Here is a 14,302-nt window from a genome sequence, read left to right on the forward strand (position 1 = left end):
GGGTCTCAGACACCCCGGCGCATGGCCCGGTTGCCCAGATACAGGCCGATCGCGGCTATCGCGCAGGCGGCGACGGTCCCGTACAGGATCGAGGGGCTTGTCAGGTTGCCGGAGAAGAGGGCTCGCTGGCCTTCGACGATGTACGTGACCGGGTTGGCGTACCCGATCGTCCGCAGCCACGCCGGAGCCGTCTCCAGGGGGAGCATCATCCCCGAGAGGAGGAGCAGGGGGAACATGATCGACTGGCTGACGATGTAGAAGAGCGTGCCGCCGGGCGCCGACTTGATGGCCAGCACGAACGAGAGCGAGCCCAGGCCGACGCCGAAGACCACCAGCTGCGCCAGGCCCGCCAGGACGCCCGCCGGATACAGCTCGAAGCCCAGGGGGACGGCCAGCATGATGATCAGGACGGCCTGGGCCAGCAGCACGATCATGGTCTTCAACGTCCGGCCCACCAGCATCGCCGTGCGGTTCAGCGGGGTGACCATCAGCCGTTCCAGCGAGCCGCCGATCAGCTCGACCAGCAGGGTGTAACCGGCGGACATGGGGCCCGTCAGGCACATCATGACCAGGATCCCCGGCACGAACCACTGCCACGACGACCCGACCGCCCCGTCCAGCAGCGACCCGAACAGGAACAGGAACAGCAGCGGCTGCCCCATCTCGAACAGCAGCCCGACCGAGTCGCGCACGACCGGCTTGAACTCCCGCGAGAAGACGGTGGCGGTGTCACGAAAGAATGTCGTCATCGGTGAGGCTTCTCCCGGTAAGAGCGAGGAACACGTCGTCGAGCGTCGGACGGATGGTCTCGGCGGTGGTGACCTTGATGCCGGAGCCGTCCAGGGTTCTGAGGTAGTCGGGGAGCGCGGCGGCCGCGTTGGGGACGCGCAGGCGCACGGTGGTGCCGTCGGCGGCGCCGCCACCGAGCTCCGCGGCCCTGCGCGCCTCCTCCTCCGTGCTGGTGGTGATCGTGATGTGGTCGCCGGCGAGGTCGTTCTTGAGCTGCTCGGCGGTGCCGTCCGCGATGATCCGGCCGTTGTCGATGATCACCACGCGTTCGGCCATGTTGTCGGCTTCCTCCAGGTAGTGGGTCGTCAGGAACAGCGTCGTCCCGTACGTCTCCCGCAGCCGGAGGATGTGCTGCCAGACCTCGGCGCGGCTCTTCGGGTCGAGGCCGGTCGAGGGCTCGTCGAGGAACAGCAGGCCGGGGCGGTGGATGAGGCCGAGCGCGATGTCCAGGCGGCGGCGCTGGCCGCCCGAGAGCGTGCCGGGGCGTCGCTTGGCCAGCGCTCTGAGGTCGAGCAGGTCGAGCAGCTCCTCGGCGCGGGCGGTCGCCTGCCTGGCGTCCAGGCCGTAGCAGCGGCCCTGGGTGACGAGCTCGTCGCGGACGAGGAAGTTCTCGCCCGCGCTGTTGCGCTGGCCGACGTAGCCGATGCGGGCGCGCACGCCCGCCGGGTCCTTGGCCACGTCGTGGCCCGCCACCACGGCGGTGCCCGAGGTGGGCGGCAGGAGGGTCGTGAGCATGCGCAGGGTGGTGGACTTGCCCGCGCCGTTGGGCCCCAGGAAGGCGACGAGCTGGCCGGCCTCCACCTCCAGGTCGAGGCCGCGTACGGCTTCCACACGCTCCTTCTTGATTTTGAACACTCGGGTCAGTCCCCGGGTATGGATCATGGTCGGCCTCTCCGGGCATGGCGAAATAACCCCTGGTCGGGGGCGCGATTGAGGATCGAATCAAGTTTGTGCAGGTTCAATCCGGTTTGGCAAACGTGAATGTCACGTTCATAAACCCCTTTCACCTGCGGAAACACCGTTTCCGACGGTGGCCCGCGACGGTGGATTTCGAGGCCCTGAGGTGCGGTTTCCCGGGTGTCGCAAAATTTTCCGGGCGGGGCTGGCAGCATGGCTGACCGTGTGCCGGATGGTGGTGCTGGTGAACGGGTTGCCCGGGGCCGGGAAGACCACGGTCGCGCGGGCGCTGGGGCGGGCGCTCGGCCTGCCGGTCTTCAGCAAGGACGACCTCAAGGAGACGCTGGCCGACGTGCTCGAACGGCCGCCCGGGGTGGGCGAGCGGGAATGGAGCAGGCGGCTGGGCGCGGCCGCCGGGGAGAGCATGTGGACGCTGCTGGCGAGCGCCGGGCGGGGCGCGGTGCTGGAGAGCCCCTGGCTGGCGCCGACGCGGCCGCTGGTGCTCGCCGGACTCGAGCGGGCCGGGGTCGAGGCCTCGGTCGAGGTGCGCGAGGTCTGGTGCGCGGTGCCGCCGGAGCTGGCCAGGCGCCGGTACGAGGGGCGGGTGCGGCATGCGATCCACGGCGAGGCCCGGCTCGGGGACGAGCGCTGGGCGGAATGGACGGCGGGGGCACGGCCGCTGGGAGTTGGGACGGTCTATTGGATTGATACCTCAAAAACAGTTGATATTTCGGGACTTGCGGGGTTGTGTCAGGGTCCGCAATGATCTCCCGCGTGAAAAGTCTGTGGGTAATTGCGGCAATTGCTGCCTTAGGTATGGGTGGAGTCGCGGAGGCGGCCGACGGTGTTCCCGGCGTCGACGTCAGTAACTGGACGGGCGAGGTCGACTGGGAAAGCGTGGCCTCCGGGGGCGCGAAGTTCGCGTTCGTCCAGGCCACCGAGGGGACGAACTACCGCAACCCCAGTTTCGACGCCCAGTACGGCGGTGCCGCCGGGGCCGGGCTGATCCGGGGCGCATATCACTTTGCGCAACCACACGAATCCGACGGGACGGCCCAGGCCGATTATTTCCTGCAGAACGGCGGCAACTGGATCAGCGACGGTCAAACGCTGCCAGGAGTGCTCGATATCGAGGACAACCCGTACAAGGACAAGAACGGCAAGAACAACTGCTACGACCTGTCCGCCGAGGACATGGTCACGTGGATCAAGGACTTCACGAAGAAGTACCACGAGGCCACCGGCCGCCGCGCGATCATCTACACCACCACGAGCTGGTGGCAGACCTGCACGGGGAACTCCGACAAGTTCAAGTCGAACCCGCTCTGGCTCGCCCGCTGGGGCGGCGACCCCGGTGAGCTGCCGAAGGGCTGGAAGAGGCACACGTTCTGGCAGTCGGCGGAGAAGGGCACGCTGGCCGGTGGGCAGAACTCGTTCAACGGCTCCGAGTCCCAGCTCAAGGAGCTGGCCAACCCGCCGGCCGAGGTGACGGTCTCGGGCGCGGCCCGGAACCGGAAGACGTACACGGTCACCGTCTCGAACACCGGCCCGCACCCCGTCAAGGACGTCAAGGTGTCGGGGCGGGCGTTCGGCGGGCAGCGCGTGGTGAAGGCGCCCGGGTGCAAGTTCAGCGGCACGGCGGTGCTGTGCCAGGTGGGGGAGCTGACGCGGGGACAGAAGGCGACGTTCACGATCACCACGAAGCCGTCGAAGTCGAAGGGCACGGTCGGGCTGTACGTCACCGTGGGCTCTGTGAAACTGACCCTCAAGGCCCGCTGACGCCTGCCGGGGAGCCGCCGAGCAGCGCAGATCCCCATGAGGCAGGATGACTCCTGAGGGCCATGGAGCTTGTCGGGGGCGGGACGGTATGAGGCGGTGGCGGCTGGCAGCAGGGGCGGCGGCGCTGGTCCTGCTCGTCGCCACGGCCTCCGTGCCACTCGGGCTGTACGTGCCGGAGAACGTCGTGCGGATCGCGTACGAGCTCGAGCAGCGCAGGATCGTCTACTCATGGGGAGGCGGTCACGCCGAGGAGCCCGGGCCGTCGAACGGGACCTGCAAGGGATACCAGGGAAAGATCCGGCCCTGCCCGGCTGCCCGGACGCGCGGTCTCGACTGCTCGGGGTTCGCGCGATGGGTGTACGCGCTGGCCAGCGGGTCTGACGTGCTGGGGCCGGGGAACACCAACGATCACGTACGGCGGATGCGGCGGGTTCTGGTGGCCATGCCGGGGGACCTGGTCTTCTTCGGAAGCATCACGAAAAAAGCCATCAAAACCCACCATGTGGGCATCTATCTCGGCAACGGGAAGATGATGAACGCGCCCGAGACCGGTGCGGTGGTGCGCGTGGACGACATCGCCCGTCGTAAGGATTTCTTGGGTTTCTACCGGCTCTGAACTGATTCGGTATGGCCTGTAACGCGTGTGGCATGGCAAAAATTGAGAGACCCGGCGGCTACTGTGTGCCGCTATGGACAGGCGATGGGTCGGCCTCGACGGCTACGAGGTCGTAGGCGTGGTGCACGGCGGGCGGCAACTGCTGCGGGTGCGCCGGCACGGGTGGGTGGTCGCCGACTGCACCTCTGTGGCGGAGGTGGCCAGACACGTCGACCTGGCCGACCTGTGCGAGGTCATCGAACTGCCGGCGCGGCGGCGGACGGAAGAGCGCGCGGAGGCCCGAACGAGTTCGCATCATCGCTGAGTGCCGTGTATGGTTACACCTGTCCGCAGCGCCGGACAGGCCCCTATAGCTCAGTCGGCAGAGCGTCTCCATGGTAAGGAGAAGGTCAACGGTTCGATTCCGTTTGGGGGCTCTTGCTCTGAACGCCTACAACGCCCGACCCGCAAGATCGCGGGGCCGGGCGTTTCGCATTTCCCATCCCTCGCCCCACCCTCAACCACCACCCCCTCCCACGCCACCCAATCTCCGCCACCCAATCTCCGCCACCCACCCCAAATCACCGGCCCGCCGCGCCGCCTACGCCCTGCGCGTACCGGTCGAGCCGAGCGGCGTGGTCACCCGTGCGGGTGGAAGCGGTGCGGTGGGGTGTGGATGTCGAAGGGGATCCGGGCCTGCGCCAGGACCGAGTGCGGGGGCGTGTCGGGCGCGATCAGCCCCAGACGCTCGAAGAAGGGAAACCTGGCAAAGGTGGCCTCCAGGTGCCGGGGCCGCATGACCGGGTGCCAGATGCTGTAGGCGCCCACCCTGCCGTCCCTACGCCGGTACCAGCCCTGGGTCGGATGGGTGAGTTGCTCCAGCCAGTCCGAATCGTCCGTGAAGCCGTCCAGCAGCGCCGGAGCCTGCGGGAGCTCGACCGCCTCGCACCGGCCGTCGGTGGACTCCAGGCGCCAGCGGGCCGGGGTGCCCAGCCAGTCGGCCTCGATGCGGATGTGGTCGCGGCGCCACGGCATGCCCCACAGGTGCTGCGGGATCGCCACGACGGGGTGGTCCAGACGGGTGCCGAAGAACCAGACGCCCGCCTTGCCGTACGCCGTGACGTAGGCCCGGTAGTTGATCTGCCCGCAGTTGATCGACGCCTGCGGCAGGAATCGGAAGTGGAAGTCCCGGTCGCGGAAGGCGACGGCGGAGACCAGGGCGCCGGGGCCGTCCCCGAAGCTCGCCTCCATGGGCGCGAAGCCCTCGGGCAGGTGCCGGGCGAGCGCGTCGGCGTCCACCCGGTAGCTCACGATCGCGAAGTCCTCCAGATCCGTGTGCGCGTGGTGCCAGCGCGGACGCGGCCGGGGAGTGCCCACGAAGCTCATGCCCAAAAGGTACGGCTCCTACGGCTGCGCGGGGCCGGGCGGGATCATGTGCGCCACGGCGAGATCCACGTGCTCTCAGGGGTTGTGCGCGTCGCGCCGGTCGCTGCTACGCTTGCCTCCTCCACTGCTTGATCTTCAGGTGGAGTCGGCTGTTCGGGGGCGAGCATCGCCGATTGGTAATGGATTTCGGTTGTCGGGGGTTCCTGAGGCATACTGGGAGCACCCCACCCGATCGGGCGAGTTACGAATGTGCTCGCTGCGTCGGGTATCCTCTACGGGGCCGGGGTCGTTACCGGCCCAAAGGCGGAGTAGCTCAGTCAGGCAGAGCAAACGGCTCATAATCGTTGTGTCGCCGGTTCAAGTCCGGCCTCCGCTACTGCCCACTCCCAGGTCACCAGGCCTGGGTACGGGCGTGTCCATGTCCCGAACGTAGAAAGGCACTCCCAAGTGGCTGCCACCGACGTTAGGCCGAAGATCACGCTGGCCTGCCAGGAGTGCAAGCACCGCAACTACATCACGCGGAAGAACCGGCGCAACGACCCGGATCGGCTTGAGCTGAAGAAGTACTGCCCCAACTGCCGCTGCCACCGCGCGCACCGCGAGACCCGCTAGGTCTCCGGGCAGGGCTTCTGCCCCACATTTCGTCATATCGCACAACCGGCGTCCTACCACAGGGCGCCGGTTTGTCGCGTCTGTACAGGGGTTCAGCGACTCCACACGGACCCCAGGGCCCCCTCTGGCCGCTGATGGACGGCCGGCGGATGGCGGCATGGCCGTCGGCGCCTTAGGACGATGGGGTGGGCGCCTTGGGGTGTTCGGAGTGGGCGCCTGGGGTGTTCGGGGTTGGTGTCTGGGGTGTTCGCGGTGGGCGTTGGTCCCGGTTCGGCGCGCCGTCGCCGGGGCTCCGGTCGCCACCCAGACGGGGACAAGCGGGCACCGTGACGGGTGACCGGCCCCTTGGCGGTCTGCGGGCGCCGTGACTGTGACTGGTTGGCCTCCTGGGAGGGGGCGGTGGCGTCGTGACGCTGGCTGGCCCTGTGGGGGGCGCTGGGCGTCGTGACGGTGGCCAGTCCCGAGAAGGTCGGCGGACGCGCTGACTGCGGTTGGCCGGGGTGTGGGTCGGTGGGTGCAGTGACGGGTGGGCGGCGTCGTGCGCACCGACCGTCGTGCCGAGAGAAGGCGGTGGTTATGGCGGGAGTTTTGGAAGGGCCGGGCGCCGGGAAAGTTCGCGGGGCAAAATCAAGATAATCACCGGCGACAGCCGAACCTTGTTCTGTTACCGTCGGCCTCAGCAGCGCTCGGTTGGTGACATGCGAGGGAGCACTGATGGCCTTGAACCGAGACTTCGTGGGCAGGACCTATTCGCCCAGCGTGCCGTACGAGGTCAGCCGGGTGAAGATCAGAGAGTTCGCCGCCGCGATCGGTGACAACAACCCGCTCTACCGGGACAAAGAGGCAGCCCAGGCCGCCGGATATCCCGATGTGATCGCGCCGCCCACGTTCCCCATCGTGTTCAGCCTGCAGAGCGGGGGCGAGGCGCTCGTCGATCCCGACCTCGGGCTGAACCTCGCCATGGTCGTCCACGGCGAGCAGCGCTTCGAGTACGTCCGGCAGGTCTGCGCCGGGGACCAGCTCGTCACGACCGCGACGATCACCGACATCCGCACGGCCGGGCGGAACGAGCTGTTGACGGTCAGGAGCGAAGTGACGACCGTCGACGGCGAGCCGGTCTGCGTCACCTACAACACGATCGTCGAGCGCGGAGGGGCCGGCTGAGATGACCGCCACGGTGAAGTACGACGAGGTCGAGGTCGGTCAGGAGATCCCGGCCGCCGATTACAACGTGCGCCGGCTCAACCTGGTGATGTACGCCGGGGCTTCCGGGGACTTCAACCAGATCCACTGGAACGAGCGGTTCGCCAAAATGGTGGGGCTGCCCGACGTGATCGCGCATGGGATGTACACGATGGCGCAGGCCGGGCGGTTCGTCACGGACTGGGCCGGGGATCCCGGGGCGGTGGTGGACTTCGGGGTGCGGTTCTCGTCGATGGTGGTCGTTCCCGACGACGATCAGGGGGCGACGGTCTCGGTCAGCGGGGTGGTGGAGGAGAAGCTGGAGGACAAGCGGGTGGTCATCGGGCTCACCGCCAGGTCGGGCGAACAGAAGGTGCTGTCCAAGGCCCGCGCGGTGGTCCAGCTGTCCTGACGCGGCGGCCGGCCGGGTGATATTTCGGGCGGGTCTCGGGTACGCGTGACGTCTATGAACGAAGCCGCGCGACGAGTTTGGCCCACAGTTCGATCGATCCCCGTTTCCGCTGTGACCGATGCCAAGCCGCCCGCCCACCTTCGGCCGGCGCGGGTCGAGAAGGTGGCGGGCAGCTCCGGCACGGGACGCGACACCGCGGGCGGCACCGAAACCGGGACTGTCGGTGCAAGGGGCAGGGCGACCGAGGCCGGTGCGGCCGATACGAAGGCCAAAGCGACCGAAACAGGAAATGCCGGTGCGAAGGCCAAGGCGAGCGGGGCAGGGGCGGGCAACGGGGCGCATGCTCGGCTTGATCCCGCTGCCGAGTTGGGCTTTTCCGGCGCTCCCGGGCAGCGGGGCGACACGGGTGACACCATGCTGCACGCTCAGCGCGTCTGGGACAGCTCGCTGGCCACCAACCGCCTCGACGAGCTGGGTGTCAAGCTGGAACGCCAGCGTACGGAGACCAAGGACGTCACCGTGACCGTGGGCCTGCTGGTCGACGGCTGGCCGGAGGACGTCAGGAAGAGCGTGGGATCGATCGTCGAGCACACGAACGCGCGCGTGCTCGCCTTCGACCTCGGCGACGTCGACGGCGCCGGTGAGGTGCTGGACGAGCTGGCCGACCGGCATCCGGACCGGATCGCCGTGTGGCACGTGGCCGAGGAGCCGCACTGGCGAGGGGGTACGGCCACCTGGGGCGAATGCCGCGCCAAGCTGCTGCGGCTCGACGAGGCGGACGTGCACGTGCTCATGGACACGAATGTCGAGCTCTGCGGCGACGCGCTGACCCCGCTGGTCGCGGCCGTCGCGGGTGGCGCCGTGGCGGCCGGGTGGAGGGGCGTGGACTTCCCGGACGGGGAGCCGGAGCCGGTCCGCGTGGTGGAGCCGGGGCCGGGCACGGCCGGGCCCAGGAGGGTGCGGGCGCTGACGGGGGAGCTCATGGCGGTACGCCGGGCCCCGGCGCTCCGAGCCCTGCCCGAGGACGCCGGCTATGGCAGGAACGCCGATCTGGCGCTCTCCCTCGCACTCCAGCAAGGGTCCCCCCAGGGGTCCAACCAGCAGGGGCCTCTTCGGCAAGGGCACAGAGAGCTGGTTGTGCCCGAGGAGCCGTTGCCCGCCGTGCGGCTGGGATCGCACGACGTGGACCCCGACTACGACGCACGGGAGTCCCGCCGGAACTTCGACCGCGTGCTGCGCATACTGGGCACCTCATAAGCTATTGGCCCATGGAGATGCTCGCGCCGTATACCACGCTGCGCCTAGGCGGCCCCGCCCGCGACTTCGCCGAAGCGACCACGGCGGAGCACCTCGTGTCCCTGGTGGCCGAGGCGGACATGAAGGGGCTGCCCACGCTGGTGCTCGGCGGAGGCAGCAACGTCGTGGTGGCCGACGAGGGCTTCGACGGGCTGGTCATCAAGGTCTCGACCCGGGGCGTGACCGTCTCGCGCGACGGCGAGCAGGTGCTGGTCACGGTCGAGGCGGGGGAGGACTGGGACCCGCTGGTCGCCCGCGCCGTGGCCGAGGGCTGGTCGGGCATCGAGTGCATGTCGGGCATCCCCGGGCTGGTCGGCTCGACGCCCATCCAGAACGTCGGCGCGTACGGGCAGGAGGTGGCCCAGACCGTCTGGTGCGTGCGTGCCTACGACCGCCGCACCAGGCAGGTGGTGGATCTGGAGGCGCGGCAGTGCGGGTTCTCCTACCGTGACAGCGCCTTCAAGCGCGACCTGGCGCGGCATGTGGTGCTCGCGGTGACGTACGCGCTGGATATTTCGGAAATGTCCGGCCCACTGGCGTACGAGGAGCTGGCCCGCAGGCTGGATGCGGAGCCCGGCGGGAGGGTGCCGCTCGCGCAGGCCCGTGAGGCCGTGCTGGCGCTGCGGCGCGGCAAGGGCATGGTGCTCGACCCGGACGATCCCGACACCCGCAGCGCCGGCTCGTTCTTCACCAACCCGATCCTCACGCCCGAGGAGGCCGCGGAGCTGGCCTCCCGCGCCCCGGGGCATCCGCGCTGGGAGCTGCCCGGCGGGGCGGTCAAGGTGCCCGCCGCGTGGCTGATCGAGCAGGCGGGCTACCCGAAGGGGTACGCGCGCGGGCCCGTACGCATCTCCACCAAGCACACGCTCGCGCTGACCAACCCCGACGGGGTCGCCACCACCGGCGACCTGCTCGCGCTGGCCAGGGAGGTCCGGGACGGGGTGCGGGAGAAGTTCGGGGTCACGCTGGTCAACGAGCCCGTGCTCGTCGGCTGCGAGCTCGGGGAATAGGTCCCGCCCGGGACAGGGGGCGGGAGAAGCCCGTGCTCGGGCCTTGGGAACAGGTCCCGCTCGGGACGCGGGGGCGGGAGAAGCCCGTGCTCGGGCCTCGGGGAATAGGTCCCGTTCGCGGGCTGTTATGGTTGGTTGGAATTTCCGAAGGGGAGTAGTCCCAATCGTGTGATCGACACACTGGCGCTTCATCGCGCCCGGTCACACGGGCCTCATACGGGCGGACGAGACCTTCGGCCTGGCAGTTGTGCAATGAGACGCTGCCGGGCCGAAGTCGTGCCCGAATCTCCCCGGGTCGCCGCTTCCGGCTCGGTCGCGCGGAAGGGGACCGTTGGAAGCGTTCTGGATCAGTCTCGCCGTCATCTTCGTGGCCGAGCTCGGCGACAAGAGCCAGCTCATGGCGATGACGTTCGCGACCCGTTTCAAGATCTGGCCCGTGCTCGCGGGCATCACGATCGCCACGACCCTCGTGCACCTGGTCAGCGTAGCCCTGGGCGGGTTGATCGGTGACGCGCTGCCCACGACGGCCATCGCGGTGGTGGCGGGGCTGGCCTTCCTCGGGTTCGCCGCGTGGACGCTGCGCGGGGACGAGCTGACCGAGGACGAGTCGAAGAAGGCCCAGCGCACCACCAGGAACGCCCTGATCGCGGTGACCGTGGCGTTCTTCCTGAGCGAGCTGGGCGACAAGACGATGCTGGCCACCATCACGCTGGCCACGCAGCACGGCTGGCTCGGCACCTGGATCGGCTCGACCGTCGGCATGGTGGCGGCGGACGCGCTGGCGATCCTGGTGGGACGGCTGCTGGGCAAGCACCTGCCGGAGAAGGTCATCCGGTACGGCGCCGCGGCGGCGTTCGCGATCTTCGGCGTCGTCCTCCTGGCGGAAGCGCTTATCGGATCAGGGGGACAGTAGTGAGAGGCGGTGGGCCGCGGCGGCGGCCTCGCCGCGGGTGGTGACGCCGAGCTTGGCCAGGATGTTGGACACGTGCACGCTCACCGTCTTCGCCGAGATGAACAGCTCGGTCGCGATGTCCCGGTTGGTCCTGCCCTGGGTCACCAGCCGCAGCACCTCCAGCTCGCGCGGCGTCAGCAGCTCGGAGGGCTCCTGGGCGGGCTGAACCCCGCCCACCCGGCGCGACAGCACCTCGATCTCCTCGATCAGCGGCGTCGCGCGCAAGGCCTGGGCCAGCGGGTGCGCCACCTTCAGCCGGGCCGCCGCCCCCTCCCGGTCGCCCCCGCGCGCGGCCGCGGTGGCCGCCCGCAGCAGGGCCTTGGCCTGGTTGTGCGGGCGGTTGAGCCGCTCCCAGGCCGCCGCGGCGGCGTCGAAGTCGCCGGTGTACGACAGCCGGTACGCCTCCACGACCGGCCCGATGACCGACAGCTCGGCCGCCACCTCCGCGGCCAGCTCGCGCACCGCGGCGGCCCGTTCGGGCTCGGTGGTCTCGGCGGCGTCGCAGACCGTGCGGAGCAGCGAGAGCAGCCGCCAGCTGAGCATGGCCTTGCTGGACTGTTTGTGGTGCGAGAGCACGCGCTCGGCCACGCTGAGCGCGGCCCCCGGCTCGCCCTTCGTCAGGTGCCAGCCGATGTGCAGGCGGGCGTTGTTGATGATGTCCTGGACGAACTCCTCGGGCCGGTCCTTCAGCACGCCGACCTCTGACAGGATGCCCTCGACCAGTTGCAGCTCGCCCCTGGCCAGGGCGATGTCGGCGCGGACGCGCAGGAGCGCGTACCGGTGGCGCAGGACGGGGCCGTGGCCGAGCGCGCCTTCGATGATCTCGATGGCTTCGTCCCAGCGGCCGATCGCCTCCAGCGCCTCGGCCCAGTTGTTCTTGATGAACAGCCCGCTGCCGCGCAGCCTGCCGTACTTCTTGGCCAGCTCCCAGCCGTGCTCGGCCAGGCGCAGCGCCTCCTCGTGGCGGCCCATGTCGATCAGCGCGTCGATGTTGTTGCCGACCGCCCTGGTGATCAGGCGGGCGGACCCCGCCGCCGTGCCGATCTCCAGCGCCTGCTCGTTCACGGTGATCGTGGACTCGTTCTCGCCGTTGAGGGAGTGGCCCAGCGCCAGGTTCATCAGCAGGTCGGCTTCGAGGCAACCGTCGCCGAGCTCCCTGGCCAGGCGCAGCCCTTCCGTGATCAGCTCGCTCGCCTCGGCGATCTCGCCCCGCAACATGAGGTGGCGGCTCAGCACCGAGACCACTTCGGCGCGGTCGGCGCCGTTCTCGGGCACGAGCCGCAGCGCGTGCCGGAGGTCCTCGATGACGCCGAGCTGCCCCTTGGCGTTCTTGAACCCCACCCGCCGCACGATGAGCTGCGCGACGCGGCCGGGCTCCTTGGCCTCGTCCAGCTCCGACAGCGCGGCCTTGACGAACTTGGCGCCCTTGTCGGCCTCGCCGCCGGCGTTCGCGGCCTCCGAGGCGCGTTCGAGGACGGCGGTGTGGTCGGCGTCGATGAGCTCGGCCGCGTCGGGCACGCGCTCCCACAGCATGAGGACGCGTTCGAGCAGCGGGACGGCCTCGGTGTACGCGAACGCCTTGAACGACTTCTGCGCCGCCTCCCAGGCGGAGATCAGCGCCCAGGTGTCGTTGCGGGCGCCGTACCAGTGGTGTGCCAGCTCGACGGCGGCGCGCCCCGGCGGGACCAGCCCGCGGTCCTTGGAGATCTCTTCGGCGAACCTGGCGTGCAGCCGCTGGTGCTCGCCGGGCAGCAGCTCGTCGTGCACGGCCTCGCGGATGAGCGAGTGCCTGAAGACGTAGGCGCGGTTGTCGGCGATCTGCAGGACGTTGCCCGCGATGGCCGGGCGCAGCGCGGCCTCCAGTTCGACGTCGGACAGGCCGCTCACGGCGGCCAGTAGCTTGTGGCTGACCCGGATGCCGCCGGCGGCGGCGACGCGCAGCAGGCGCTGGGTCTCCTCGGGCAGCCGTTCGACGGAGTTGAGGATGAGGTCCTGCATGGACTCGGGGAACGCGCAGTCCTCGCCCTCCAGCATGGCCTCCACGAACAGCGGGATGCCCTCGCTGCGCTCGTAGACCTTCTCGACCTTGGCGTACTGGGGGACCTCGCCGAGGATGCCGGCCATCTGCTGGGCGACCTCGTCCCGCGACAGGCGGGGCAGGTCGAGCCGGTGCACGCCGCTCACCCTGCCCAGCTCGGCCAGCACCGGCCGGAGCGGATGCTGGCGGTGCAGGTCGTCGGAGCGGTAGGTCATGACGATCAGCACCTGCGGGGCGTGCAGGTTGCGGCTGAGGAAGGCGATGAGATCGCGGCTGGACCTGTCGGCCCAGTGGATGTCCTCGATGACGAGGACGGTGGGACGGGCGAGGGCCAGACGTTCGAGGAGGGTGAGGAACTGCTCGAAGAGCCGGGCGCGGCCGGTGTCGGTCTCGCCGTCGCCGCTCGGCTCGCCGAACTCGGGCAGCAGCCGCGCGAGATCGCGCTCGGCGCCGTCCGGCAGCAGCCCGGCGACGGCCGCGGGGCCCTGCTCCCTGACGAGCTGCCGGAGCGCGGCGGTGAACGGCGCGTAGGCCAGACCCTCCGTGGACAGCTCCACGCAGCCGCCGAACAGCACGTGAGCGCCGCAGGCCTGGCACTGCTCGGCGAAGCGCTGGATGAGCCTGGTCTTGCCGACCCCGGCCTCGCCGCCGAGCAGGACGGCCGTCACCGTGCCTTTTCGTGCCTCGTCGAAGCTTTCAGACAGAGCCGCCAGCTCCTCTTCCCGCCCGACGAAGACGGGACTGACAGAACGTCCCCGCATGTCATCCAGCATGTCATGCCCCATCGATTACTTTCGACGCTTTTATGGGGGTCCCTTTACGGGGGTTTCGAGGCCCGGCCACGAGGGAGGTGGTGGCCGGGCTCTCGTGGGATGGTCATGAGAAACGGAGCTTGCCGAAGACCGAGCGGCGCTCGGACTTGTTGGCCCTCTCGGCCTCGCGTACCCGCCGGTGCTCGGCGGCGGCCTTGCGGAGCTCGCTCGCGTGGTTCTTCATGAGCTCGTACTCGATCTCGGGGTGCATGGTGTGTCTCCTGAAATTTCGTGCTTCTTCCTGACACCTTTAAGACTCGGTCTAAGGCCCTGCCTGCCACATCGGGTGGATGCCTTATCTCCGGTACGCCGACGCGTACGGCATGCCTAAGACCCCCGGGGCCGGCCGCCTAAGGCGGTCCGGTTTGGAGCTCACGGCCCTGGTCGGCGATGCTGTGTTGGTGTCAACTGTGACTACCTCGCTCGCGGACGTCGCCTCGTCCGACTCGGCGTTGCGAGCTTTCCTGCACGGCCTGCCCGGGGTTGACCGGGTCGGCGCGGACCAGCGGGCGGCGATGCTCGGCACCCGTTCGATCAAGACC

The 14,302-nt window shown here is 69.4% G+C and carries 15 protein-coding genes, 2 tRNA genes and 1 pseudogene; 13 read left to right on the forward strand and 5 right to left on the reverse strand.

Going from position 1 to position 14,302, the window contains the following annotated elements:
- Positions 1-5: 5 nt before the first annotated feature.
- Together AB0J87_RS53990 and AB0J87_RS53995 are read right to left on the reverse strand one after the other, a co-directional pair.
- Positions 6-749, reverse strand: coding sequence for an ABC transporter permease (locus AB0J87_RS53990; protein WP_363981540.1), 744 nt, complete (start codon positions 747-749; stop codon positions 6-8).
- Entirely contained in the window at positions 730-1,671 is a 942-nt protein-coding gene (locus AB0J87_RS53995; protein ID WP_363981543.1) for an ATP-binding cassette domain-containing protein, read from the reverse strand. The genes AB0J87_RS53990 and AB0J87_RS53995 overlap by 20 nt, the downstream gene beginning before the upstream one ends.
- Positions 1,672-1,918: 247 nt before the next feature.
- Here AB0J87_RS53995 and AB0J87_RS54000 point away from each other — a divergent pair, with 247 nt between their 5' ends.
- From AB0J87_RS54000 to AB0J87_RS54020, 5 genes are all read left to right on the forward strand, one after another.
- Positions 1,919-2,452, forward strand: a complete 534-nt coding sequence (locus tag AB0J87_RS54000) for an ATP-binding protein (RefSeq protein ID WP_363981546.1) — start codon at positions 1,919-1,921, stop codon at positions 2,450-2,452.
- A 50-nt stretch (positions 2,453-2,502) separates the two neighbouring features.
- Positions 2,503-3,465, forward strand: coding sequence for a GH25 family lysozyme (locus tag AB0J87_RS54005; protein ID WP_363981549.1), 963 nt, complete (start codon positions 2,503-2,505; stop codon positions 3,463-3,465).
- Positions 3,466-3,553: 88 nt separating this feature from the next.
- A complete protein-coding gene (locus AB0J87_RS54010) occupies positions 3,554-4,081 on the forward strand; it encodes an NlpC/P60 family protein (protein WP_363981552.1) in 528 nt (175 codons plus the stop codon).
- Between the two features lie 73 nt (positions 4,082-4,154).
- Entirely contained in the window at positions 4,155-4,385 is a 231-nt protein-coding gene (locus tag AB0J87_RS54015; protein WP_350733721.1) for a transposase, read from the forward strand.
- 39 nt (positions 4,386-4,424) lie between these two features.
- Positions 4,425-4,497: transfer RNA gene (locus AB0J87_RS54020), tRNA-Thr, on the forward strand.
- A 202-nt stretch (positions 4,498-4,699) separates the two neighbouring features.
- On the opposite strand, the gene AB0J87_RS54025 is transcribed toward AB0J87_RS54020, so the two are convergent.
- Positions 4,700-5,446, reverse strand: coding sequence for a DUF2071 domain-containing protein (locus AB0J87_RS54025; RefSeq protein WP_363981555.1), 747 nt, complete (start codon positions 5,444-5,446; stop codon positions 4,700-4,702).
- A gap of 302 nt (positions 5,447-5,748) precedes the next feature.
- On the opposite strand from AB0J87_RS54025, the gene AB0J87_RS54030 reads away from it, so the two are divergent.
- The 7 genes from AB0J87_RS54030 to AB0J87_RS54060 all read left to right on the forward strand — a co-directional run bounded on the left by AB0J87_RS54030 (position 5,749) and on the right by AB0J87_RS54060 (position 10,871).
- Positions 5,749-5,822: transfer RNA gene (locus AB0J87_RS54030), tRNA-Met, on the forward strand.
- A gap of 71 nt (positions 5,823-5,893) precedes the next feature.
- Positions 5,894-6,058 (forward strand): 50S ribosomal protein L33, encoded by a 165-nt coding sequence (gene rpmG / locus AB0J87_RS54035; protein ID WP_019632658.1) that lies wholly within the window; start codon positions 5,894-5,896, stop codon positions 6,056-6,058.
- A gap of 714 nt (positions 6,059-6,772) precedes the next feature.
- A complete protein-coding gene (locus AB0J87_RS54040) occupies positions 6,773-7,222 on the forward strand; it encodes a MaoC family dehydratase N-terminal domain-containing protein (protein ID WP_363981558.1) in 450 nt (149 codons plus the stop codon).
- 1 nt (position 7,223) lies between these two features.
- On the forward strand, positions 7,224-7,652 hold the full coding sequence (locus tag AB0J87_RS54045; protein ID WP_363981561.1) for a MaoC family dehydratase: 429 nt from the start codon (positions 7,224-7,226) through the stop codon (positions 7,650-7,652).
- Positions 7,653-8,066: 414 nt separating this feature from the next.
- A complete protein-coding gene (locus AB0J87_RS54050; protein WP_363981564.1) occupies positions 8,067-8,909 on the forward strand; it encodes a hypothetical protein in 843 nt (280 codons plus the stop codon).
- 11 nt (positions 8,910-8,920) lie between these two features.
- Complete coding sequence (locus AB0J87_RS54055; protein WP_363981566.1) at positions 8,921-9,958, forward strand: UDP-N-acetylmuramate dehydrogenase; 1,038 nt, start codon at positions 8,921-8,923, stop codon at positions 9,956-9,958.
- Between the two features lie 331 nt (positions 9,959-10,289).
- Complete coding sequence (locus AB0J87_RS54060) at positions 10,290-10,871, forward strand: TMEM165/GDT1 family protein (RefSeq protein WP_350733731.1); 582 nt, start codon at positions 10,290-10,292, stop codon at positions 10,869-10,871.
- Here AB0J87_RS54060 and AB0J87_RS54065 read toward each other — a convergent pair.
- A complete protein-coding gene (locus AB0J87_RS54065; RefSeq protein ID WP_363981569.1) occupies positions 10,857-13,709 on the reverse strand; it encodes an AAA family ATPase in 2,853 nt (950 codons plus the stop codon). The genes AB0J87_RS54060 and AB0J87_RS54065 overlap by 15 nt on opposite strands.
- A gap of 115 nt (positions 13,710-13,824) precedes the next feature.
- Complete coding sequence (locus tag AB0J87_RS54070; protein ID WP_192789639.1) at positions 13,825-13,971, reverse strand: hypothetical protein; 147 nt, start codon at positions 13,969-13,971, stop codon at positions 13,825-13,827.
- A 199-nt stretch (positions 13,972-14,170) separates the two neighbouring features.
- On the opposite strand from AB0J87_RS54070, the pseudogene AB0J87_RS54075 reads away from it, so the two are divergent.
- A pseudogene (locus AB0J87_RS54075) lies at positions 14,171-14,302 on the forward strand (deoxyribose-phosphate aldolase); the annotation flags it as partial.

The sequence above is a fragment of the Nonomuraea sp. NPDC049625 genome (genome assembly GCF_040675285.1).
GTDB classification, from domain to species: domain Bacteria; phylum Actinomycetota; class Actinomycetes; order Streptosporangiales; family Streptosporangiaceae; genus Nonomuraea; species Nonomuraea angiospora_A.

Excerpts from the sequence above, each read along its gene's own strand:
- AB0J87_RS53990 (WP_363981540.1), bottom strand. The coding sequence starts at position 749 with ATGACGACATTCTTTCGTGACACCGCCACCGTCTTCTCGCGGGAGTTC.
- AB0J87_RS53995 (WP_363981543.1), bottom strand. The coding sequence starts at position 1,671 with ATGATCCATACCCGGGGACTGACCCGAGTGTTCAAAATCAAGAAGGAG.
- AB0J87_RS54000 (WP_363981546.1), top strand. The coding sequence starts at position 1,919 with ATGGTGGTGCTGGTGAACGGGTTGCCCGGGGCCGGGAAGACCACGGTC.
- AB0J87_RS54005 (WP_363981549.1), top strand. The coding sequence starts at position 2,503 with ATGGGTGGAGTCGCGGAGGCGGCCGACGGTGTTCCCGGCGTCGACGTC.
- AB0J87_RS54010 (WP_363981552.1), top strand. The coding sequence starts at position 3,554 with ATGAGGCGGTGGCGGCTGGCAGCAGGGGCGGCGGCGCTGGTCCTGCTC.
- AB0J87_RS54015 (WP_350733721.1), top strand. The coding sequence starts at position 4,155 with ATGGACAGGCGATGGGTCGGCCTCGACGGCTACGAGGTCGTAGGCGTG.
- AB0J87_RS54025 (WP_363981555.1), bottom strand. The coding sequence starts at position 5,446 with ATGAGCTTCGTGGGCACTCCCCGGCCGCGTCCGCGCTGGCACCACGCG.
- AB0J87_RS54040 (WP_363981558.1), top strand. The coding sequence starts at position 6,773 with ATGGCCTTGAACCGAGACTTCGTGGGCAGGACCTATTCGCCCAGCGTG.
- AB0J87_RS54045 (WP_363981561.1), top strand. The coding sequence starts at position 7,224 with ATGACCGCCACGGTGAAGTACGACGAGGTCGAGGTCGGTCAGGAGATC.
- AB0J87_RS54050 (WP_363981564.1), top strand. The coding sequence starts at position 8,067 with ATGCTGCACGCTCAGCGCGTCTGGGACAGCTCGCTGGCCACCAACCGC.
- AB0J87_RS54055 (WP_363981566.1), top strand. The coding sequence starts at position 8,921 with ATGGAGATGCTCGCGCCGTATACCACGCTGCGCCTAGGCGGCCCCGCC.
- AB0J87_RS54065 (WP_363981569.1), bottom strand. The coding sequence starts at position 13,709 with ATGCGGGGACGTTCTGTCAGTCCCGTCTTCGTCGGGCGGGAAGAGGAG.
- AB0J87_RS54070 (WP_192789639.1), bottom strand. The coding sequence starts at position 13,971 with ATGCACCCCGAGATCGAGTACGAGCTCATGAAGAACCACGCGAGCGAG.